The sequence below is a fragment of the Natronosalvus caseinilyticus genome (assembly GCF_017357105.1).
Taxonomy (GTDB): domain Archaea; phylum Halobacteriota; class Halobacteria; order Halobacteriales; family Natrialbaceae; genus Natronosalvus; species Natronosalvus caseinilyticus.
Genome location: NZ_CP071596.1, coordinates 1473316 through 1495756, shown reverse-complemented (window position 1 = coordinate 1495756; position 22441 = coordinate 1473316). Strand labels below are relative to the sequence as shown.

Annotated in this window: 20 protein-coding genes; 10 read left to right on the top strand and 10 right to left on the bottom strand. The window is 64.3% G+C overall.

The annotated features are described in order from the left end of the window. Positions 1–28: 28 nt before the first annotated feature. The 3 genes from J1N60_RS07240 to J1N60_RS07230 form a co-directional block, all read right to left on the bottom strand. The gene (locus J1N60_RS07240) at positions 29–1624 is read right to left on the bottom strand and encodes an acetolactate synthase large subunit (RefSeq protein WP_312911873.1); all 1596 of its coding nucleotides are present in this window, start codon (positions 1622–1624) and stop codon (positions 29–31) included. Positions 1625–1629: 5 nt separating this feature from the next. Further along, entirely contained in the window at positions 1630–3027 is a 1398-nt protein-coding gene (locus J1N60_RS07235) for an NAD-dependent succinate-semialdehyde dehydrogenase (RefSeq protein ID WP_312911871.1), read from the bottom strand. 97 nt (positions 3028–3124) lie between these two features. Continuing rightward, positions 3125–4096: a DUF7351 domain-containing protein gene (locus tag J1N60_RS07230; RefSeq protein ID WP_312911869.1), complete on the bottom strand. Its 972-nt coding sequence runs from the start codon at positions 4094–4096 to the stop codon at positions 3125–3127. A 236-nt stretch (positions 4097–4332) separates the two neighbouring features. On the opposite strand from J1N60_RS07230, the gene J1N60_RS07225 reads away from it, so the two are divergent. Beyond that, positions 4333–4506 carry a DUF1059 domain-containing protein gene (locus tag J1N60_RS07225; RefSeq protein ID WP_312911867.1) on the top strand — a complete coding sequence of 58 codons (174 nt, stop codon included), beginning with the start codon at positions 4333–4335 and terminating at the stop codon, positions 4504–4506. Positions 4507–4522: 16 nt separating this feature from the next. Continuing rightward, positions 4523–5605, top strand: coding sequence for a class I SAM-dependent methyltransferase (locus J1N60_RS07220; RefSeq protein WP_312911865.1), 1083 nt, complete (start codon positions 4523–4525; stop codon positions 5603–5605). A 32-nt stretch (positions 5606–5637) separates the two neighbouring features. On the opposite strand, the gene J1N60_RS07215 is transcribed toward J1N60_RS07220, so the two are convergent. Next, positions 5638–6885: a tRNA (N(6)-L-threonylcarbamoyladenosine(37)-C(2))-methylthiotransferase gene (locus J1N60_RS07215; protein ID WP_312911863.1), complete on the bottom strand. Its 1248-nt coding sequence runs from the start codon at positions 6883–6885 to the stop codon at positions 5638–5640. A gap of 139 nt (positions 6886–7024) precedes the next feature. Here J1N60_RS07215 and J1N60_RS07210 point away from each other — a divergent pair, with 139 nt between their 5' ends. After that, positions 7025–8962: a hypothetical protein gene (locus J1N60_RS07210; RefSeq protein ID WP_312911861.1), complete on the top strand. Its 1938-nt coding sequence runs from the start codon at positions 7025–7027 to the stop codon at positions 8960–8962. A gap of 296 nt (positions 8963–9258) precedes the next feature. On the opposite strand, the gene J1N60_RS07205 is transcribed toward J1N60_RS07210, so the two are convergent. Both J1N60_RS07205 and J1N60_RS07200 read right to left on the bottom strand, forming a co-directional pair. Further along, positions 9259–9870 (bottom strand): translation initiation factor IF-2 subunit beta, encoded by a 612-nt coding sequence (locus J1N60_RS07205; RefSeq protein ID WP_312911860.1) that lies wholly within the window; start codon positions 9868–9870, stop codon positions 9259–9261. Positions 9871–9916: 46 nt separating this feature from the next. Then, positions 9917–10663, bottom strand: coding sequence for a minichromosome maintenance protein MCM (locus J1N60_RS07200; RefSeq protein ID WP_312911858.1), 747 nt, complete (start codon positions 10661–10663; stop codon positions 9917–9919). 197 nt (positions 10664–10860) lie between these two features. Between J1N60_RS07200 and J1N60_RS07195 the strand changes: the two genes are divergently transcribed. Beyond that, entirely contained in the window at positions 10861–12105 is a 1245-nt protein-coding gene (locus J1N60_RS07195) for an ornithine cyclodeaminase, nickel-pincer nucleotide-dependent (RefSeq protein WP_312911856.1), read from the top strand. Between the two features lie 56 nt (positions 12106–12161). Here J1N60_RS07195 and J1N60_RS07190 read toward each other — a convergent pair whose 3' ends face one another. Beyond that, entirely contained in the window at positions 12162–13157 is a 996-nt protein-coding gene (locus tag J1N60_RS07190) for a hypothetical protein (RefSeq protein WP_312911854.1), read from the bottom strand. 136 nt (positions 13158–13293) lie between these two features. On the opposite strand from J1N60_RS07190, the gene J1N60_RS07185 reads away from it, so the two are divergent. Beyond that, entirely contained in the window at positions 13294–14253 is a 960-nt protein-coding gene (locus J1N60_RS07185) for a phytoene/squalene synthase family protein (RefSeq protein ID WP_312911852.1), read from the top strand. A gap of 118 nt (positions 14254–14371) precedes the next feature. Here J1N60_RS07185 and J1N60_RS07180 read toward each other — a convergent pair whose 3' ends face one another. Beyond that, complete coding sequence (locus J1N60_RS07180; protein ID WP_312911851.1) at positions 14372–14629, bottom strand: hypothetical protein; 258 nt, start codon at positions 14627–14629, stop codon at positions 14372–14374. An 863-nt stretch (positions 14630–15492) separates the two neighbouring features. Here J1N60_RS07180 and J1N60_RS07175 point away from each other — a divergent pair. Further along, positions 15493–15786, top strand: a complete 294-nt coding sequence (locus tag J1N60_RS07175; RefSeq protein ID WP_312911850.1) for an acylphosphatase — start codon at positions 15493–15495, stop codon at positions 15784–15786. A 3-nt stretch (positions 15787–15789) separates the two neighbouring features. Here the strand turns inward: J1N60_RS07175 and J1N60_RS07170 are convergent, their stop codons facing one another. Continuing rightward, entirely contained in the window at positions 15790–16296 is a 507-nt protein-coding gene (locus tag J1N60_RS07170; RefSeq protein ID WP_312911849.1) for a hypothetical protein, read from the bottom strand. A 160-nt stretch (positions 16297–16456) separates the two neighbouring features. Between J1N60_RS07170 and J1N60_RS07165 the strand changes: the two genes are divergently transcribed. The 3 genes from J1N60_RS07165 (at position 16457) to J1N60_RS07155 (ending at position 19967) form a co-directional block, all read left to right on the top strand. After that, positions 16457–17884, top strand: a complete 1428-nt coding sequence (locus J1N60_RS07165; protein WP_312911848.1) for an NAD(P)H-hydrate dehydratase — start codon at positions 16457–16459, stop codon at positions 17882–17884. After that, entirely contained in the window at positions 17877–18503 is a 627-nt protein-coding gene (locus tag J1N60_RS07160) for a cyclic pyranopterin monophosphate synthase MoaC (RefSeq protein ID WP_312911846.1), read from the top strand. The genes J1N60_RS07165 and J1N60_RS07160 overlap by 8 nt, the downstream gene beginning before the upstream one ends. A 183-nt stretch (positions 18504–18686) precedes the next feature. Then, positions 18687–19967 carry a polysaccharide deacetylase family protein gene (locus tag J1N60_RS07155; RefSeq protein ID WP_312911844.1) on the top strand — a complete coding sequence of 427 codons (1281 nt, stop codon included), beginning with the start codon at positions 18687–18689 and terminating at the stop codon, positions 19965–19967. A gap of 139 nt (positions 19968–20106) precedes the next feature. Here J1N60_RS07155 and J1N60_RS07150 read toward each other — a convergent pair whose 3' ends face one another. Continuing rightward, positions 20107–21444: an RNA-guided endonuclease InsQ/TnpB family protein gene (locus J1N60_RS07150; protein WP_312911842.1), complete on the bottom strand. Its 1338-nt coding sequence runs from the start codon at positions 21442–21444 to the stop codon at positions 20107–20109. 267 nt (positions 21445–21711) lie between these two features. Between J1N60_RS07150 and J1N60_RS07145 the strand changes: the two genes are divergently transcribed. Further along, the gene (locus J1N60_RS07145) at positions 21712–22440 is read left to right on the top strand and encodes a DUF7847 domain-containing protein (RefSeq protein ID WP_312911840.1); all 729 of its coding nucleotides are present in this window, start codon (positions 21712–21714) and stop codon (positions 22438–22440) included. The last annotated feature ends 1 nt before the right edge of the window (position 22441 follow it).

The window sequence follows — 22441 nt, the reverse complement described above, 5'->3', positions numbered from 1 at the left end:
AGCAATTTTGCAGGCGACGATCACCCACTCAGTCCGGACGTAACGCGTCCAGACGCACCTCGATCAGCGTCAGGTCGTCTGAGGGGACCGCTTGCGCGAACGCCAGTTCGACCTCGTCCCACGTCTCGGGGCGACGGGCCTCGATCCCGAAGCTCTCGGCGAAGGCGACGAAGTCGGGGTTGGAGAGCGTCGTTCCGGTCGACTCCCCACGATGGTCGACCTGTTGTGCGGAGATGAGTCCGTAATCGTCGTCGGTGAACACGACGATGGTGAACGCACAGCCGAGGCGCGTCGCGGTCTCGATCTCTGCTGCGTTCATCAGGAAACCCCCGTCGCCAGTCGCGGCGACCACGTTCGCGTCCACGGCGAGGTCGGCCGCGAGCGCTCCCGGTACGGCGATACCCATGCTCGCCAGGCCGTTGGAGATGACGCAGGTATTGGGCTCGTAGGTCGGGAAATTCTGTGCGATCGCGAGCTTGTGGTTCCCCACGTCCGAGACCAGTACGTCTTCGTCGGCCATCGCCTCGCGAAGCAGGGGAAGTGCACCCCTGACGGTGACGGGGTCGTCCGCCTCCGGCGGCGCTGAAACGTGCTCGATGATCCGGTCGTGTCGGTCGGCACACCACAGCGAGCAGGCGCTCGCAGGAAGGTGCTCACCGATCGCCTCGAGGGACGCGCCGACGTCGGCGACGATCTCCACCTCGGGGTTGTAGTGACGGTACACCTCGGCTGGTTCGTGATCGACGTGGACGACCGCTGTCTCGAGGTCGGGGTTCCACGCCGCCGGGTCGTGTTCGGCGATGTCGTACCCGACGGCGACGACGCAGTCGGCCAGTTCGATGGCACGGGCGGCCTCCTCGTCCGGGCCGGAGTCGAGCGTCAGGAGCGACGCTGGGTTGCGGTCGGAGATCGCTCCCTTCCCCATGTACGTCGCGACGACCGGAATGTCGAGGCGATCGACGAACGCGCGCAGTCGGTCGGAGGCACGGGTTCGCACCGCACCGTTACCGGCGAGGAGGATCGGCCGTTCGGCCGCCTCGATCGTCCGGGCCGCTCGTGCCGCCGATTCGGTATCCGGATCGGGTCGACGCACCTGATCGTGCTGGGGGATCGGACTGGCGTCGATGGATTCGCCGGCGACGTCCTCGGGGAACTCGAGGTGGGTCGCCCCCGGCTTCTCGTACTCGGCGAGTTTGAACGCCTTGCGGATCGATTCGGGGACGATCTCCGGGGCGGTCAGCTGAGCGTTCCACTTGACGATCGGCTCGAAGATGTCGACTACCTCGAGCGCCTGGTGACTCTCCTTGTGGAGCCGTTCCAGGCCGCCCTGGCCAGTGATCGCGACGACCGGGCTCTTGTCGAGGTGAGCGTCCGCGACCCCGGTGACGAGGTTGGTCGCACCGGGCCCGAGCGTCGACAGGCAGACGCCCGCCTCGCCGGTCAATCGACCGTGTACGTCGGCCATGAACGCCGCGCCCTGTTCGTGGCGGGTCGGGACGAACGTGATCGACGACTCCCGGAGCGAGAACAGGAGGTCCTCGATTTCTTCACCGGGAAGGCCGTAGACGTGCTCGACGCCCTCTGCCTCGAGGCAGGCGACGAGCAGGTTGGATGCAGTGGACACGGGAATCACTCCGTGGGAACCACATCGTCTTCGTCACCGGGCGACTGGACCCACACGGTCTTTCGATTGACGAACTCGTGGATTCCTTCCTTCCCGAGTTCCCGGCCGTATCCCGACGCCTTCACGCCGCCGAAGGGCACCCGCGGATCGGATTTGACGAGTTCGTTGACGAACACGCAGCCGGCGTCGATCTCGCGGGCGAGTCCCTCGCCGCGCTCGAGGTCGTCCGTCCATATCGAGGCGCCGAGTCCGTAGTGGATGTCGTTGGCCATCTCGATCGCGTCGGCCTCGTCCTCGGCGCGGAACACCGCCGCGACCGGGCCGAACACCTCCTCGGTCGCCGCAGGGCTGTTCGCGGGCGGTTCCGCGAGCACCGTCGGCGGGTAGTACCAGCCCTCTCGGTCCATCGGCTCGCCGCCGCACGCGAGGTCGGCGCCGGCGTCGACGCTCGCTTCGACCTGCTCGTGGAGGTCCTCCACGAGGTCCGAGCGGGCCTGCGGGCCGACCTCGGTATCGGAGTCCGTCGGGTCGCCCACCTCGAGCGCCTCCATCTCCCGAACGAACCGGTCGAGGAAGTCCTCGAAAACCTCGTCGACGACGACGAATCGCTTCGCGGCTATGCACGACTGGCCGGAGTTGATCGTCCTCGCCGCAACGCCGGTTTTGGCCGCTGCTTCGAGGTTAGCGTCGTCGAGAACGACGAACGGGTCGCTTCCGCCGAGTTCGAGGACGTGTTTCTTTAGCTCGCTTCCCGCCTGCTCGGCGACAGTACGTCCCGCGCCCTCGCTCCCCGTGAGCGTCACCGCGTCGAGGCGGTCGTCCCGGATTACGTCCTCCATCTTCTCGGAGCCGACCAGCAGCGTCGAGAAGACGCCCTCCGGGTAGCCCGCCTCGCGGAAGACGTCCTCGATCGCCAGCGCGCAGCCCGGTACGTTCGAGGCGTGCTTGAGCAGGCCGACGTTGCCCGCGGTGAGGTGGGGTGCGGCGAACCGGAACACCTGCCAGAACGGGAAGTTCCAGGGCATCACCGCGAGCACCGCGCCGAGCGGTTCGTAGGAGACGAACGTCCGCGCGTGGGGTTCGCTCCCGATAACCCGATCCGCGAGGAACTCGCCTGCCCGTTCGGCGTAATACTCACAGACCCAGGCACACTTCTCGACTTCCGCCCGGGACTCCGAGATGGGTTTCCCCATCTCGCGGGTGATCAACTCGGCGTACTCGTCCTCGCGATCGCGCAGGATCTCGGCCGCTCGCTCGAGCAATTGCTGTCGATCGGTGATGGGCGTCTCCGCCCAGTCGTCCATAGCGTCCGCCGATTCGTCGAGGATGGAATCGACGTCGTCCGCAGTGTGATCGTCGTACGTTTCGACCACCTCCTCCGTCGCCGGATTGATGCTGTCCATTGTCGTAACCCTCCTGCTGCACGGTCAGACGTTCTAACAGCGCAGGTACCATAGAGCCCCACCCAGCGAATGTACCGTCGAGTAGGCAACCGTTGAGTCAGTGTTTTCGCTCCCGCCGATCCACATCCATCACCTCCATCCGTTCATCGTATGTCACCTGCAGCGCTTCGTCCTCCAACGGAATCGAGATGCCGATACGAAGCGGATCCTCCGAGAGGAGTTCCTCCTCGAAGTCGAGGAGGAGTGCGCGCTGTTCGTACGTGGCGAGGTCGAACTCGATGCCGTGCTCGTAATAGAACGCGGTCACTGCCGGCTGTCTCGACGGGTAGAACAACGTCGGCATCCGCCACCGATATTTACACCCCTCGCAGACGTGCGAGACGAGCATCCAGAAGAGCGACCCACAGCCCTCACAGAACTGGTACTCGTTCCAATCGGGGTGATGGTCGTCGCAGATATCGACCGCGGTAACGGGCATATCGCTCGCACACTCCGGACAGACGCCGTCTATTACGGATGCTCGTCGATGCGTGCCCCAGATCCGATCGGCTTCGTTGATTTCGTTCGGCGTGCGATTCCGTAACCCCGACGGTGGGAACTCGTTTTTGCTGATGACGCCGGGCGGGAAGGTATCGACGCACCGGGCGTCGCAGTCGGTACATTCCAGGTATCGCCACCCATCCCGGTAGCTCCACTTAGGTTTCCCTCCGCAGTACCAACACGAGATATCCACCGCCACTGGTTCGATCTCCGGATCGTCGATCGCGGTGCCGGAAAGGAGCATTCTGACGATCCGCTTTCCCGAATCCCTGAGCTCGTATCCATCTTCAGTTCGCCGGACGAAGTAACCTGTGAGCTTGTTCAAGTGGTAGTTGAGACGGCCGGGATCCTCGACGCCGATGCGTTGGCGAAGTTCGGCGAACCGCATCGGCGTCTCGTTTGCGGGGTCGTGTGATTCCCAGAGAACCTGTAATACGGCTAGTCTGGTCTCGTTCGAAAGGAGCTGGAACGCCTCGTCTCCGGTGGATTGAGGTGATCCCGCTGTTTCGCTCGGAATTGAGGAGTCCATACAGAAACCACGCGAACGACGGTAAAGACGTTTCCTCACGTTAGCATACAGCACAGTATCGGGACCTCGAAAAGAGCCTCGAGAGGTGCCGAGGGGATCGCACCCATACTGCATCGGGTTCGGGACAAGACATCATATTAATTATAGAACCACAGTTCGATCAGCATTCCAATAGAAATATCGTTCTAATTACACTTATTCCGGTCGTGGTCGATGGTGTATCCGGGGGTACAGAAATGGCACAGGCCCACAGGCTGGATTGTGAATCGGCAGTCGGCGATTGCCGGTTCATTATTCAGTCGGAAAACGAGGAAGAAACGATCGAATTAGCGAAAACGCACATGCGCGACGTCCACGGGAAGGACTACGCGGTCGAGGTACTCCGGAGTGAACACCTGAAAATCGTGTAGCGACGGAAATGAGACAATGACAACAGAAACCCGAGCAGAAGCAGATCCGATCGACGAACAGCAACTGAACGAACTCGTGGAGACGTCGCTCGTCGATCTCGGCGCGACGGTCCACGCCGCGCTGGCCGTCATCGGCGACGAACTTGGTCTCTATACGGCACTGGACGACGCCGGGCCGCTCACGTCCACCGAGGTAGCAGAAAAAACGGATACCGCGGAGCGCTACGTCCGCGAATGGCTGCGCTCGCAGGCCGCTGGCGGGTACGTGACCTACGATCCCGAGACCGACCGCTACGATCTCTCTCCCGAGCAGGCGTACGTGTTAGCCAACAGGGAGAGCCCGGTATTCATGCCGGGCGCCTTCCAGCTAGTCACGTCGGTAGCCAAGATCGAACCCGACCTTACCGAGGCGTTTCGAACGGGCGAGGGCATCGGCTGGCACGAACACGACGAGGACGTGTTTCACGGCACCGAACGCTTCTTTGGCCCGTCCTACGGGGCCTTCCTGCTCGACTGGATCGAGGCGCTCGACGGGGTAGATGCAGCGTTGAAAGCGGGTGGACGGATCGCTGACATTGGCTGTGGACACGGCGCACCGACGATCCGCATGGCCGAAGCGTACCCCGACTCGAGGGTCGTCGGCATCGACTATCACGAAGCCTCGATAGCGGTAGCACGCGAGCGGGCGGAAGCGGCGGGCGTCGCCGATCGCGTCGACTTCGAGGTGGCGACCGCGAGGGAGTACAACGGAACTGACTACGACCTCGTGACGATGTTCAACTGTTTCCACGACATGGGCGATCCCGTCGGCGTGGCGGCCCACGTCCGAGAGACGCTCACCGACGACGGTGCGTGGATGATCGTCGAGCCCTACGCCGAGGATCGAGTCGAAGACAACCTCACCCCGTTCGGTCGCCTCGCGTACTCGATCTCGACGGTGGCCTGTACGCCGAACTCGCTCAGCCAGGACGTCGGCTACGGTCTCGGCGCCCAGGCGGGTGAGGAGCAGACTCGCGACGTCGTCACCGAGGGCGGGTTTACGCGGTTTCGCCGCGCGGCAGAGACGCCGACCAGTCTGGTCTTCGAAGCGAAGCCCTAGAATTGCCGAAAAGTGGGCCTGCGTGTACGGACTCAGATCGGCTCGGCGAACGCGTACACCGTGTTCGCGCTCGTCACCTCGAGGTCGACGAACTGCCCGGGCTCGAGGCCGTACTCGCTGGCGTTGCGGACGATGAGCTGTCGGTACGCCGAATCGCGACACTTCACCGAGTCGCCCGTCCCCTCCTCGACGACCAGAACGTCCTCGCGGGTTTCGCCGACCATCTCCTCGTAGGCGGCGCCGACGATCTCGAGTTTGAGCTCGGACATCGCCTTCGATCGCTCCTTCTTGATCGTGCCGCCGAGGCCCTTCATCTCGTCGGCGTCGGTGCCGGGTCGCTTCGAGAACCGGGTGACGTTGATCTTCTCGGGCCGGGTCTCTCGCAGGAGGGCCATCGACTGCTCGTGATCGTGGTCGGTCTCGGTCGGGAAGCCGACGATGAAGTCCGTCGAGAGCGTCCAGTAGCCGAGCGCCTCGTCGAAGGTTTCGACGACCTCGAGGTACTCGCTGACCTGGTGCTGGCGACGCATGTCGCCGAGGACGTCGTCGCTACCCGACTGCACGGGCGCGTGCAGGAAGTCGTAGAGTTCGTCGTTCGCCGCGAAGACGTCGGCGAGTTCCTCGCGGATGCCGTGGACGCCCTTCGGGTTGGCCATCCCGACGCGCACGCGAAAGTCCCCGTCGATGGCGCAGATACGCTCGAGGAGTTCGTGGAGTTTGCGTTCGCCGGTGTCCCAGCCGTAGACGCCGGTGTCCTGGCCGGTGATCCGGAGTTCTTTCGCCCCCGCGTGAACGAGCGCACGCGCCTTCTCGACGTTCTCCTCGATCGGCGGCGACTCGATCTTACCCGTTGCCTGCTTCGTGATGCAGTACGAGCAGTCGGACATACAGCCGCGTGCGATGGGGAGGATACCGATGACACCGTCGAGGATCGGCTCGGCGTCGGGCGTCGTCGTCGGGCACTCGCCGTTGGTGACCGCGGTCGGAACCTCGTCCCAGTGGAGGACCTGGGCGTCGAGGCCGGCGAACTCTTCTCCCTGGGCGAGGGCCATACAGCCGGTGACGAACAGATCGGCCGTCTCCTCGCTCAGTTCCGTGGCTCGCTCGAGCATGTTTCGCTCGGTCTTCTCGACGACGGTACAGGTGTTGAGGATGGCGACGTCGGCCGTCTCCGGACCGTCGACGCGATAGTGGCCCGCGTCACGGAGACGCCGCTCGATCTCGCGGCTCTCGCCGCGATTGGACGTACAGCCGTAGGTCTCGATGTGATAGCGGGCCACGGGTGGTACTCGCGAATGGGGCGTCAGCGGCCAAAAGCCCGACGAATCGTCTGCGATCTTCGCTGGCAAATATTGTTGTCTGCTAACAGGCACCTACAGAAACTATTATGCGTGTGAAGTGTCCTACTTACCAGTAGGTATGATACGCAATAAACAAATTGGTGCACTGGTGCTGTCCCTCTTGCTCGTCGCGAGTCTCGGGGCGACGGCCATCGCGGCGACGCAAACCTCGGGCGCGTCGACGCAGGAAGAATTCGACGCGGACCCCGACGAAGCGGACGAAGTCTACGTCTCCGAGAACGGCGACGCTGTCCTCGTCTACGAGGAGACCTCCAACGACTCCGACGCGGAGGCCGTCTCCGGTACGTTCGGTATCGAGACCCAAACGGGACTCATGCACGCCCTCTACGGCGCCGACTTCACCGAGATGGACGAGAACGCTAGCGAGGAACTCGGCATGGTCGGGGACGCCTCGTTCCGGATGTCCCCCGAGTCGGTCACGAGTGCGGCCGACCTCACGTTCCGAGACGTCGAGGCCTACGAGGAGTTCAGTGCCGACGTCAACCTCGAGCAGTCCCGAACGACCTACTCGGCGAACGCCGACCTCGCGATGGTGATCAACGAGAGTAACTACGTCGAAACGGAGGAATCGGTCGACCTCTCCGCAGAGACCAGAACCACCGCAACGACGTTCGAGTCCTCGGGAACGATGACCGTCGACAGCGGGACCCCCGCTGAAGAGGGCGACTTCACCATCGACATGACGCTTACCCAGAGCGACGACCAGTACGACCTCTCGGTGAGCGAAACGCGAGCGCTCAGCGACTACGAGCAGGACAACTGGGCCACCGAGGAGGACGCACGCGCCGCCCTCGACCGCCAGTTCCAGTCCGTCGCGATGAACTTTGGCGGGAACTACGACCTCACGCTCGAGTCTTACAGCTACGACGACAACGGCGAGTCGGCGACGGTCGACCTCGAGTACTCGGTGACCTTCACCGGCATCAGCGACCAGGTTGCCGACATGATCGCGATGGAACTCCAGAACGATCCCGAACTCGACCTCGACGAAACCGAGGCGCGAGCGATCGCCGACCGCCTCGCTGAGTTGCACATCGAAGAAATCCAGTTCTCCGCCGAGCAGAACGGCTCGACGGTCGTCATGAACTGGAACACCGAGATCCACAACTACGACCAGGTCGTCCTGGGCGTCATCGAGATCGCCGAATCACTCGACGACGTCGACGACGAACTCGCCGACCAGTTCGACGAGGCCCGACAGATGATCGAGGCTCAGAAGGAAGCGGACCTCGTCCAGACGTCCGAGTTCGACCTCTCGATGACCCAGACGCCCAACGAGACGAGTCTGGAGTTCAGTTCCTCGGCCGACGCCGAGAACTGGGGCGACTACGTCGACGAACTCGAGGAACGTGACGTCGAGCAGTTCATCGCGGAGACGACGCTCTCCTTCGAGGCCGAGACGGTCGACGGCGACGTCAACATCGTCTACGACTACGCCGCCAAAGACGACGCTCTGCTCGAGCGCATCCTCGACGAGTACGAGCAAATGGCAGAACAGGATCCGATGATCGGTGACGAGTTCACCGACACCATCGAGAACTTCCGCGCTGCCGAATTCGAGACGGCCAAAGCGACGATGTCGATCACCGAGGAAGAAGCCGAGTTCGAGACGGCCGCGGCGTTCGGCAACATGACCGAACTCGAGGGCGTCCCCTTCGAGACCGAAGACGGCCTCACGGTCACAGCGGTCCACGGCGAGACCGAGAACGCGACGACGACGATGTACGTTACCGTCGAGGGATTCGTCGGCGAGGACGCTGACGAGGCCGAAGTTCGCGAACAGCGCCAGGTCGGCGAGGACACCGACGTCCACCTGCCCGGCGAGTGGGACCGCGAGTTCCCCTCGATCGACGAAGACGAGGTCCGCTCGTTCCTCGAGGAAGGTGAGGACGACGACTCGCTGCTCCCGATTTCGACGACCGCTGCCGTCGCAGCAGGCGTTGCCGGCGTCGCTGTCATCGGTGGGCTGTTCGTAGCCTCCCGGAAGTTCCTCTAGACGAGCGAATCAGATTTTTCGTTTTTGCTGGTAATTCAACGTTCACGACCGTCTCGCGTCTCTCGAGCAGGAGCGATCGGTACCGACTAGACGCGGCAGGAACGAGTCCCCTATCTTCGACGACGACGTTCCCGAGTGGACTGACGTCGTGACTGCCCAGTCCTCCGTCGAACAAGCAAATCGCCTGCCACCCGTCGGCTGACGGGTTAACAAGTTTTCCCACCAGATACTATCGGCTCAAGGCTCGTGTCCAATTACAAAGAGTAGCATCCAACCAGACCGAGCGAACTCGAGGGTCAGTCGATTCGAGCGAACGCCAGGTTGCCCGAGATGTTCTTGATGTAGATGTCGACGACGTCGCCCTCGCTCGCGCCGGGAACGAAGATTGTGTACTCGCCCTTCTCGGCGACCCCGTCGCCTTTGCGTCCCGTGCCCGTGATCTCGACCGTGTAGGTCTGGCCTTCCTCGACGGCCTCGCGCTGGGTCTGTTGCTGGGCGCTCGAGGAGCGCTTCGTGACCGGGCGGAACGCCCCACAGGCGTCACACCGGAGCATCGGGGTGCGGTCCTCGCGGACGAGTCGGGTGTCGGGCAGGCCACACTCCGAACAGCGGACGTACTCTTCGACGTAGGCGTCGATTGCGGCGTCGAAGTCCTGACCGGAGAACGAACCGTTGTACCGGCCGCGACCGTCGGCCAGTTTCCCGTTCGTCCCGAGTTCTCGCTGGACGAATCGGTGCAGGTGGTCGGTCTCTCGCGAGAGGACGTCCGCGATCTCGCCGAGGTTGGTAAACCGGGTGAAGGCGCCGTCCTTCTGGGTCTGGGCGTCGGGAATCTGCAGTCGGTCGTCGTCCCCGCCGATGTCGGGGACGTTCTCCATCGCGCGCTCGAGGCTCGCTTCGTAATCCATACTCGAGCCAAGTGGCCCGCGACGTAAATCCGTTCTGCTCTCGCGTTCAGGGCGCTAGCGCCGGGTTTTCGCCCTCGTGGTCGGCGCTCACCGCCTCGAGTTCGAGCGTGCCGGTCGTCGTCTTCCCGTCGAGTCGCGCCCTGGGGATGGCGACGAGTTCGATTTCCTCGCCGATCGAGAAGGCGTCGACGAGGTCGTGTTCGAGTTCGACGGCGAGCGTCCGGCCGTCGTCGCTGATGGCGATGGTCTGGGCGTCGACGCAGGTCGCTCGATCGGGCTCGAGCGTGAACGGCCCGCTCGCGTTGCAGTGGCGACAGCGCCCCGGGCGACGCATGAATCGACCCGGCTGGCGGACCGAGACGAGTTCCTCGCAGTGGTCACAGCGGAAGTCGGCGACGGCGACCCGCGGGCCGGGTGCGTCCACGTCGGCGACGGTGCCCTCGACGGTCACGAGTCGGTTGAGGTGCTCCGTGCCGAGGTCCGACAGCGAGTGGCGAACGCTCGTCGGCGCCCCGGTCACTCGCAGGTAGACCCGGTCGTCCGGGTGAATCCGCCCCTCTCGCGCCCCGAGTTCTTCAGCGAACTCGCCGAGGGCCGCCCGTCCGGCCTCGAGCGTCCGGTCGGGTTGTTCGAGCAGCGGCGCCGAAAAACGGTAGTCGGTCCCGCAACGGTCGAACGGGACCGTGAGCGACCGGCGGTCGGGGAACCGCTCGAGGAGCGACCTGACCTCGTCTGCTGCGGGTCGAAACACGTGCGTTCGCCACTTGTCGACCAGTTCGCGGTCCGAGACCATGCGCGACCTTCGCTCTCGCAGGACTTTGGTAGTCGTCGGCTAACAGCCTTCAGAGTGGCGGGAAGGGGTCGGTCGAGTTCGAGTCGGTGACGGGAGGTCCCGGAAATCGGGTTGTCGGTTGCCCGACTCCGAGTGAATCACTCCGTCGCGGACGGGTGATACACAGATTCACGGTCCCCCGGAACCAAGCCCGACCGATGACCGTCAGTCGTACCGTCGAACTCGAGGGGCACATTATCGACTCCGGGACGATGGCCCGGTGTTTCGGGGCCGTGATGGACCTCGGTGGCGAGTTCGACGTCGAGGCGTTCGAGGTGGGTCGACACAAACACGAGGAGTCCTACTGCCGGATGGCCGTCAGCGCCGAAAGCGAGGCGGACCTCCGGGCGATCCTCCACGAACTCAACCAGAACGGCGCGACCGTGGCCGATCCGCGCGACGCGACGCTCGAGCCGGCGCCCGCCGACCAGGTGGTACCGATCGACTTCTACTCGACGACGAACCACCCGACCGAGGTCCGCGTCGACGGCGAGTGGATTCCCGTCGAGAACGTCGAGATGGACTGTGCGCTGGTCGTCACCCGCGCCGAGGACGAGGCCGACGAGGTGCGCGTGCGGACGCGCGTCCTCAACGCCATCGAGGAGAGCGACCTCGTCGTTACGGGGGAAACCGGCATTCGCGTCGACCCCCCGGAACGCCCACGCGGGAAAGGCAGCGCCTTCGGGTTCATGCAGGGCGGCGTCTCGAGCGAGCGCCCCTCGAAGTCCCTGATCGAGGAGATCGCCGACGAGATGCGCGACGTGGCCGAGCGCGACGGCAACGTGCTCGTCGTCTGTGGCCCCGCCATCGTCCACGCCGGGGGGCGGGAGGCCCTCGCAGACCTCGTCCGCGAGGGATACGTCGACGCGCTGAGCGCGGGCAACGGGTTCGCGGTTCACGACCTCGAGCGCGACCTCTATGGCACGTCACTCGGCGTCGACACGGAGACGCTCGAGCACCCCCGGAAGGGCCACAAGCACCACATCTACACGATCAGCGAGATCGGCCGCGCCGGAGGGATTGAGGCGGCCGTCGACGCGGGCATCGTCGACAGCGGCGTCATGTACGAGTGTGTGGCCAACGACGTCCCCTACGTGCTCGCGGGGTCGATCCGGGACGACGGCCCGCTCCCGGACACGATCACGGACTCGATCGAGGCTCAGGACGCGATCCGCGAGCAGGCCCAACAGGCCGACCTCGTGTTGATGCTCTCGACGCTGCTCCACTCGGTGGCCGTCGGCAACTGCCTGCCGTCGACGACGAAGACCGTCTGCGTCGACATCAACCCCGCGACCGTCACCCAGTTGCTCGACCGCGGGAGCGCCCAGGCGATCGGGATGGTCACCGACATCGGGACGTTCCTGCCGATGCTGGCCGAGGAGTTGCTCGAGGACGAGGCGTAGACGCGCTGGGCGAGCGTCAGTCGTCAGCGCTGTTCGGTACGCGACCTGTTCGCGGATCAGTCGTCAGTAGTATTCTCAGGAGCGTCGTCTCCCTCTCGTTCAGCCGGTTCGGTTTCGGCGTCGTCGGGTTCGACCCTGTCTTCCCGAGCGGGTGCCTCCTCCCGCGCCGTCTCAACCCAGTCGGGTTCCTCGAGATCCGTTTCGTTGATATCCGTCGTCGTGGCGACGTGCTGGACGGTGACCGTCTTCCCCTCGCGTTCTCCTGCGTCGAATCGCTGTCCGATCGGCACCTCCTTGAGGCGCATCGTTCCCTCGAGGCTGGCGTAGACGATGACGCCATCGCTGTCCACGTAGGCCTCGAACTGGAAGGGTTCGTCCTCGAGATACGTGTCGTCTCGAGGCGTCTGCGAGGTGAGCCGGTAGTACCGATCGCCGCCGTCCTCGAGTCGCTCCACGGTGACGTCCTCGACGGACTGAACCATGGATTGCTGAGTGGAGTAGTAGTCGACGAACCCGACCATCGTCCGGGTGTATCGCGTCGACCCGTTCTCGTACTCGTACACGCCGAGCTGTTCCGATTCGGACCGGTTGATCCACTGTTCGGCCGCCGTCAGTCCGTCGACCGGAACGTCGACGCGAACTCTCGATGGTGGGCGCTGCGTCGGAAATCGGCCTTCGAAGCGCTCCGTGGCGTGGAAGATACCCGCTTCGGGGTCGGCCGCCAGCGAAGCGCGATTGTCGAGCAGCGTCGTCCCGTTATCGAGGGTAACGACGTTCCGGATGTGTTGTCGATACGTACTGTGCAGTGTCGCCTCCATGTGGCCCCTGGCTACCTCTCCCGTGTCGACTGATCCGGACTCGTCGCTCGGAATGTCGGGAGGGGCGTCCTGGTCGGATCCGGTTTCGATTTCGTCGGGATCCAGTGGCTCGTCGACACCGTAGGCCTCGCGATCGGGACTCGAGTCCTCGAACGGGCTCGCAGCGAAGCCGGTACACCCTGCGAGGGCGATCAGGGCGACCACGGCGATGACCTGGAGGGCAAATCGCGTCACAGTGTCGTCGTTACTGGCCAGCCCTCAAATACTTTCTCGAGCGAAACTTAACCTGGTGAGGGATTCCCTTTTTGTACGCTTCTGCCGGACAGTATAGTATCGGATCGGTGTCGAATCGGTCGACGAGGGGATTCATATGGATCGAGAACACGTACACGCCGGCAAGGAAATTCAGCGACGAACCGGGAAGACGTTCTACCTCGCGACGCGCTTCCTGCCGCGACGCGTCCGGGAGCCGACGCACGTCCTCTACGGCTTCTTCCGGATCGCCGACGAAGTCGTCGACGACGCTTCGGGCGTTCCATCCGAGCGGCAAGCCGCCCGCCTCGAGACCCTTCGCGCACAGGCGCTGGGCGAACAGCCCACCGATGATCCGGTCCTCATCGCCTTTAGCGACCTCCGGGAGCGATACGGGATCAGCGACGCCGAGGTCGACGCGTTCGTCGAGGCGATGAAGTCCGACATCCACACCAGTCGGTACGACACCTACGCCGACCTCGAGGCGTACATGCGCGGGTCGGCGGCCGCCGTCGGGGTGATGATGACGGCGATCATGGACCCCGACGATCCGGAGACAGCCCTCCCCTACGCGGTCAAACTCGGCGAGGCGTTCCAGATGACGAACTTCCTGCGGGACGTTCGCGAGGACGTCCTCGAGCGCAACCGCATTTACCTGCCCCTCGAGACGCTCGCGGCTCACGGGGTCACCGAAGAGCAAGTCGAGCGCCTCGAGATGACCGACGCGTTCGCGACGGCGATGGCCCAGGAACTCCGGCGCACGGAGTCGCTGTACCGCGAGGGCGTCGCTGGCATCCAGTATCTCCCCGAAGACTGTCAGCTTCCAGTCTTGCTCGCGGCCGTGCTGTACGCCGAACATCACGCGCTCATCCGCGCTCGAGGGTACGACGTGTTGAACGCCGAGCCGTCGCTCTCGACGGCACGCAAACTGTGGTGTGTCCTGAAGACGCGCTGGCACTGGCAGTGGAACCGCGACCCGGAAGCCGTCTTCCGGCGGGTGTCGGCCGTTCCCGGACGCGAGACGGGGACGGCAGGCGGGACGGACCCGCGTCCCGAAGACGGAGTTCCGACCCGGTGACGTCACCGAGGGTGGCGTTCGGCGGTTGCCGTTGAAGGTGGTGTTCGGCGTCGTTACCGAAGACGACGTTCGCAGTCGCTGCTGAGGGCGGTGTTCGGCGTCGCTGAAGGTGGTGGCGTCAGCCGTCGTCCTCGCGATAATCCGACCGTCCGGTGAGCCCCCAGTAGGCCTGCGACAAAATCGTGATGGTGAAGATGATCGCGAGAATCACCGCGACGCCCAGTGCGGCCGCGTCGCCGACGAACGTGGAGACGAACAACCAGGCGAGCGCGACGAAGACCACCGACCCGACGACGAGTTCGACGATGTCGCGCACGGTCGCACGACTGCTCGAGACGTCGAGGTACTCGGTTTCGAACCGGTCGATGATGCCCATGGGTCGATTTCGACGGACGCGCTGATGTGACATCCTCCCCGTCGTAAACGACGGGGCTTCCCCCGCACGAGGAAACCCGGCCTGTTGCCGAGCAGGTTTCAGGACCGTCTCTCCCGAGGTCGGTGGAACGGGTTTCGTTCCTCGCTCGGGAGCGTCCTGTGGCGCTGTCACGGGCGCTCCCATCCGCAAGCGAGTCATCGACGCCCGGTTTCTCAGGGCGTCTCTCTCCCAAGCGGTCATGCCTCACGGCACGGTCGGTTCGGTCACACTTCCCCGACCCGTAGGCCGGGTTCCCGTGCTGGCGAACGACGCGAACCCCGCAATCGGTTGCAGAACCGACCCGTGGGAACCGACGCCCGAGAAAATCCCAGACGTTGGTTTCAGCGCGTCTCATACTCCCGCGCAAGTGCCGAGAGCCGACGTAACCCTTGGTAACGTAGACGAGACGGCGTGTACTAAGCGTTGGGGTTTCGGCGGGCAACCGGCGGCCGTTGTTTCGCAACATGTCGGATTCACGCCCGCCGTGAACGACGGGATTCTCTCCTTGAATCAAGATAGGTTGGTCGAACTTCCTGGACGGATCGGCGTGCACGTTCGCGAGGATGACGACCGTCTGTCGGCGAGTCCACGGCCTCAGACAGTGCTACCCTGGTTCGTGTTCACTCGACCCAAACAATTTTGGAAGAACCCACATGTAGCTATTCGTTGACCACTGTAGTACGCGGGTCACCCTATCCGGGCGTCGATGTCCGCCCGTCGGGTGGCCCGCGAGTCACCCCCTCACCTCCCCCCCCCCCTTTCCAACCCCACCCCAAGCCCCTTTCGGGAGTGGCTTTTTGCTCATCGCGAGCCACTGCTCGCGTATGACGACCGAACACTCCGACGACAGCACGCGAGCCCACGTCTTCGTCTCCGGGACGGTGCAGGGCGTCTACTATCGGGCGACGACCAGAGAGACCGCTCGAGAAGTAGGCGTCGACGGCTGGGTCAAAAACCTCGACGACGGGCGCGTCGAAGCGGTCTTCGAGGGTCCCGAGGCGGCCGTCGAGTCGATGGTCGAGTGGTGTCACGAGGGCAGCCCGGCGGCCGACGTCAGCGGCGTCGAGGTCGAGTACGAGGAGCCACAGGGTGAGAGTGGGTTCGAGGTCCGGTACTGACGATTATGCGTCTCCGTCGCTCGCCTCGAGGTCGGCGAGCCACGGTGGTCGCTCGGTGTGGGCCCAGGTAGCCCAGGGCGCCTTCTCGGCTGCGTAGTACGCCCGGTAGGCGGCGACGGGATCGTCGCGTCTGTACGCCTCGGGCATCGCCTGTGGTCGCGGGGTCGGCTCCGCGCTCGGGAAGTCGATCAGGTCGGGGTCGATCCGCTCGACGACGGTCCAGCTAGCGTGGTCGTCGGCGTGCCCGTAGCGCTCGCGAAACTCCGCGTTGAGTGCCGCGGCGTGTTCGCGAAGGCGTAGCCAGTTGGCTTCCGACTCGGTCGCCCAGCGCGTAATCGGATGGTTCGCGTGCGTCGAGGCGTAAAGGAACTCGTCGTCCCCGTCGTAGCCGTTCTCCCGGGCCGCTGTACACAACACCTGTGCGGCCTCGAGCAACAGTTTGTTGACGTGCTCGTCGCAGTGATAGCGAGCCGCCAGGCGCGGGTCCTCGTCGAGCCAGAAGACGTTCACGGGAGACGGTAGGGCTCGAGAGACCTAAGCGTCTCGCAGGCCGCGTCACGCCCCCTTCCCGGCTCGGCGGCTCGCCACCCGAATTCCGCCAACCAGCGACTCGGTGATTCGCCATCCGAACCCCGCAATCTTCAACGGGTCGGATGGCGAAGGCTCGAGCATGATCACTGGCGAACGGATGGCCGCCGTCGACGAGAACGCCGCCGTGCTGGGCGTCCCCCGCCGACAGCTCATGGAATCCAGTGGAAACGCCGTCGCTCGAGCCGTCGAGCGCGTCGCCGACCCCGGCGCACGGGTCGTCGTGGTCGCCGGCCGCGGGAACAACGGCGGGGACGCCCTCGTCTCCGTCCGCTTTCTCGATGACTACAACGTGACGACGCTGTTGCTCGGTCGACCGGAGGCCATCGGCACCGACATCGCGCGAGCGAACTGGGAGGCGCTCGAGCGAGGCGAGTACGACCTGCGGACGGTCACCGACTCCCGCTCGTTTTCCCTCCCCGAGTGCGACGTGGTCGTCGACGCGATGCTCGGTACCGGGATCAGCGGCAATCTTCGGGAACCTGCGGCTTCGGCCGCCCGGGCGATCAACGCGGCCGACGCGACGGTGGTGAGCGTCGACGTCCCCTCCGGGTTCGACGCCGACGCGGGCGAGCACGCCGACAACGGCGTCGCGGCCGACCACGTCGTCACCTTCCACGACGCCAAGCCGGGGCTCGAAGCCCTCGAGGCGACGCTCGAGGTTGCCGACATCGGCATTCCGGCGGCCGCGGAGCGATTCGCGGGCCCCGGCGATGTCGACCTCGCTCGACCCGCCGAGCGAACGGGTCGGGCGTTCGTCATTGGTGGTGGCCCCTACACCGGCGCGCCGGCGCTCGCCGCCCAGGCTGCGCTCCGGGCGGGCATGGAACTCGCGTTCGTCGCTGCGCCCGACACGGTCGCCGGAGAGATCCAGGGGTACGCCGAGGACCTGATCGTCCAGCCATACGAGGGCGAGGTGCTGACGCCCGATCAGGTCGAGGGGCTCGTCGAGACGGCCGAACGCCACGACGACGTGGTCGTCCTCGGGCCTGGCCTGGGCACTGCTGAGAAAACCCTCGAGGCTGCCCGGCAATTTCTCGAGTCGTACACCGGCCCGGCCGTCGTCGACGCGGACGCCCTCGAGGTCGTGCCCGACCTCGAAACCGAGGCGACGCTGGTCTGTACGCCCAACCGGCACGAACTCGCGGGGATGGGCGGGCCCGAGGCCGACGACCTCCGAGAAGTCACGGACGAGCTCGAGACCTTCACCGAAGGTTTGGGTCACGTCGTCCTCGCGAAGGGGGCGGCGGACGTGATCTCCGACGGCGAGACGACCCGCGTCAGCCGCGTGGGGACGCCAGCGATGGCCGTCGGTGGCACCGGCGACCTCCTGTCGGGAATCACGGCGGGGCTACTCGAGCACGCCGACCCCCTCGAGGCCGCGACGGCGGCGGCGTACGTCAACGGCCGTGCCGGCGAGCGCGTCGCGCGTCGCCACGACCTCGGGTTGGTCGCATCGGACCTGCTCGAGGCGATTCCGGCAGCGATCTGGGGTGGGGACGATGAGTGAGGATCGATCGGATGCCGTGGACGCCGACCGCCACGAATCGACGGCGAGCGACCTCACCCACACGACCGACGACGGCGACGTCCAGATGGTCGACGTGGGAGCCAAACCCGACACTCGACGGCGGGCCGTCGCCGTCGGCGAGATCAGACTTCGGAAATCGACGCTCGAGGCGATCCGCGAAGACGAGGTGAGCAAGGGTGACGTGCTCGCGACCGCGCGCGTCGGAGCGATCCAGGCGGTCAAACACACCTGGGAGACGATCCCGATGTGCCACCAGATCCCGATCACGAACGTCGACACGGCGTTTCGGTTCCTCGAGGATGGTGCGGGCGAACGGGGTGGATCGGCCGGGGAAGACGACGTGGACGAGGGATCCGAGAGGAGCGAGCCAGGCGACAGCGAACCCGCATCGGCCGCACTCGAACTCGAGGTTACCGTCGAGACGACGGGAAAAACCGGCTGCGAGATGGAGGCTCTCGAGGGCGTGACGACGGGGCTAAACGTCGTCTGGGACATGGTCAAGGCCGTCGAAAAGGACGCAGACGGTCAGTACCCGGCTACGCGAATCGAGCACGTCCGCGTACTCGAGAAGGAGAAGCGCTCGTCGAACACCAAGTAGGGATCGGACACGCGACCGGGCGCCGGTAACGGTCGCCTACCCTCGTCATCGGGCGATTTCACCGGATAGCGCATCGATTCGAGCGGTCGGCTTCCTCGTGAAACCGTTCGGAAGTGGTGACCTACGGTGACGCCAACCGGTTCATAACAATCCCCATCTCCCGTCGTACCCCCTGTCGGCGCAATGAAGCGACGTACCTATCTCGCAACGGCAGGCGCACTGACCCTCGGCGGTTGTATGGGCTTTGGTGAGACCGACGAACCGCGAGGAAACGACAGCAACTCGAGCGACCCGGACGGCAACGAAACCGGGAACGGCGATGGTAACGGCAACGGGAATGGCGACGGAAACGGCGATGGCAACGGGAATGGCGACGGCGACGTGCCGACGGAAGCCGAAACCTTCGACGACTTCGAAGACCTCTCCGACTGGCAGGTCGTCTCCGGGTCGGCCACCCCCTACACCGACTACTCGGTCGTCGGCTCCCAGTCCGTCCTCCTAGAGGCGAGCGAAGAAGAGTCCCAGGTTCGCATCGCACGCGAACTCGACGAACCCCTCGACGTGACCGAGATCACGCCCGGACTGGCCGTGGCCTCCCACTCGACGGTCAACGTCGGCATCCAGCTCTACGATGAAACCCGCGACAAGGTGGTTTACCGCCAGCGGACCCACGGCATGTCCATCCGTCACGTGAACTTCGGCGTCGAGTACATCAACGGCGACCCCGACCTGAGCGCGGTCACCGAGATCCACATCTCGATCTGGGTCGGCGACGGCACGGCCGAGGCCTGGATCGACGACCTCCACTTCGTTCCCAAGCCCGACCCGACCGTCCTCCTCCAGTTCGACGGCGGCTACGAATCTCACCTCACCGAGGCCATGCCCCTCCTCGAGGAGTACGGCTACTCCGCGACGGCGTTCGTCCCCCCATCCCGTCTCCGTGCCTCCGAGGACGACGAGGGCGACCGCCTCACCGCAGACCAGGTCGCCGAACTCGCCGACGCCGGCTGGACCATCGGGAGCTACGGCGCCCACGGCAACGACCTGACGGCCCTCGAGGGCGAGCGGACGCCCGCGAGCGAAATCGAGGAGGCCGCCACCTGGCTCGAAGACGAGGGGTACGACCCCGAGTACGTCGCCTACCCGGGCGGTGCGTACAACGACGAGGCGATCGAGGCCGTCGAGGCGAACCACGAACTCGGCTTCACGGGCGGCTACCCCGTCAACGGCTACCTCACGAACGCCGCGCTGTGCCCGCGACTCGTCCACCCCGACGGCGACGAGGCCCGCGAGGCTCTCGAGACGACGGCCGAACTCGGCGGCATCACCGCCATCTCGTTCGTCCGATTCGACGGCGGCGTCGGCGAACTCGAGGCGACCCTGGGACACGTCCAGGAACTCGAAGAGGCCGGCGAAATCGAGGTCGTCACGCCCCAGGACGTCGCCGACGAGTACGTGCTCTAGGCCGGATTCGGTTGCGTTTCTTTTGTGGAGGACTCGAGTGTCGAGCGAGCGTTAGGTTCGGTCGGTTGAACCGCACTCTTTGACATCCTCCACACGACTGAAGTCGTGGGATTCCCGACCGTCGTTGGGATATTGTGGTTTACGACGTGACCTGTTCTCGAGGTGCGAACGCACCAGTTTCCTTGTCAAACAGGAACGTCGATGGCTGTGCCAACCAGCCGTTACTCCTATCGCCGTCCCCAGAATGCTTCGCGTTCTGGTGTGCGGACGAGACGCTGTGCGTCTCGTCAACGCCATCCGTGACGAGAATCGGAGATACTTTCTGCCGAATGTTCTCTGCGCCATTCACGTCAGCATTCGCCACCATCCCACACTCGTCGCAGACGTACAACCCGCGCTCCACGCGGTTCGCGTCACGCTTACGACCACAGCACGAACACGATTTGGACGTATCCCGCTCAAACACCTGCTTGATTGTGATGCCTTCCATCTCGGCCTTGTATTCGAGAAGGTCGGTAAAGCGGTCGAACGCCCACGAATGCAGATCGAGGTTCCCGTGCTTGCCCCAGTCCTTTGACTCGCCGTTCTCCTCGTCTTCGCGGATACCGGAGAGGTCGCCCACCACAATCGTTCCAACCCCTTCGTCAACGCACCGCTGGACGATGTGCTTGGAAAGCGTGTGGAAGTAGTGGGTGCGGCGAGCCGACTTCCTCCGGTTCAACCGCGTGGCTTGCTCGGAATCCGAGTCGTCACAGCGAGCGATACGCTTGCTGAAGTAGTAGTCGTCCTGCTTCAGACAGTTGAGCGGATACAACTCAGCGTGGCCATCTTCGTAGGCGAGTACGGCGAAGTTGGTGATCCCGAGGTCAACACCCACGGTTTGCTCACTAGGGGCTTCGGACACTTCGATTTCGACTTTGCAGACGAAGTGCAGTTCCCACTCATCCCCTGTCCAGACGGTTCGAACTTGTTGAACGCTCTCTACGGTAGAGAGGTCAACGTCGGGGCGAGTCTGGTATTCACAGAGGATGAAGTCCGACCAGTACTCCTTGAGGTTGGAGCCTTTGGAGAGGCGGAGGCGGTTGTACTTAGTGTCGAGTTTGAAGCCTTTGTTTTTGAACGTGACCGTGGAACGCGGATGTTCGTCTCTGTGTTTGCGGTAGCCGAGCGGGTTCGCGTTCGTGTCTCCGTTGCGTCGTTTGCCGTACCAGCCGTTGAACGCCTCAGCGAGTTCTTGAAGGACTCGCTGACTTGACTGAGAATGCAGGTCATCGTAGCGTTCGTGTGACTTCAGGTACGCGGTGAGTTCGTCGTGTTCTGGGATGTAGCCGATTTCATCCCAGACGCGACTGATTGTCCACCGTCCGACGTTCCAGAGTTTCGAGGCGGCGAACCCAAGGGCGTCAAGGTCGTCAGACACCTGTTGCTGATTCCCAATGGAAGCAGTGTAGGTTCGTGTGACGACCTGTTTCGCCATATGTAACCTATGTAGACAAACCTACTATAAGGTATGGATTCAGGCGTGGAATATCCTGCTGTGCCATCGAACGGTGGACTGTGTATGGGTTTGTCGGATTCATCCCACGACTGAAGTCGTGGGCTTTCTCCTCGATGTTCTGTAATTTTGGCACCTTCCCGCGTCGAGTGGGAACGCCATTCGGTGTTCGAGAGAGGAACCAAACTGTCTGACTTCCAGACACATGTCTGCGTACTAGTATATGCTGCTCGGGCGCCTACTAGTGGTATGGGAATTCCTATTATCGACACGATGACTGATGGGTTCGAGCGAGCCACGACTCGAAACGGGCTGCGGTTCGTCGCCGTCTTCGCCATCCTCTCGATCGCGAGCGTCCTCCTATCCCCGATGCGACTCGACGCTGGTGAGCCAGCAGTGCCGATCGTCGGGTTCGGCGGCGCGGTCGCCGGATTGCTCTCGATCGTCGTCGCTATCGCTACCGTCGTCGCCGCGATCGTCGCTTTGCGCACGTTCGCCGCGGGCGAAACGGAGACGATCCCGGACGCGTTCGTGCGTCGGAACGTCGGATGGGCGACGCTCAACGTGATCCTCGGCGGCATCGCGTTCGGACTGATCGTCGCCTTCGGAACCGTCCTATTCGTCGTTCCGGGGCTGTTCTTGCTCGTCAGCCTCTACTACTGGGCTGTCTTCGTGGCCGTCGAGGACCAGAACGCGCTCGAGGGCTTTCGCAGCAGCTGGCAGCTCACCCGTGGCAACCGGCTTCGGCTGTTCGGCCTCGGCGTCGCCGTCTTCGTGACCGGTGCCGTCGTCACGGCGGCTTTTGCCCTGCCAGTCGCCCTGCTCGGCATCGTCGGAGGCGTGCTGGCCCAGGTCGTCAGCGCGGCCATCACGGTGTACGTGCTCGCGACGACCGTCAGCGCGTACGAACAGCTTCGCGACGGCGGGCCTAGCGAACGCCCCGACACTCAACCGTTCGTTCCGGGAACGACGGCCTGAG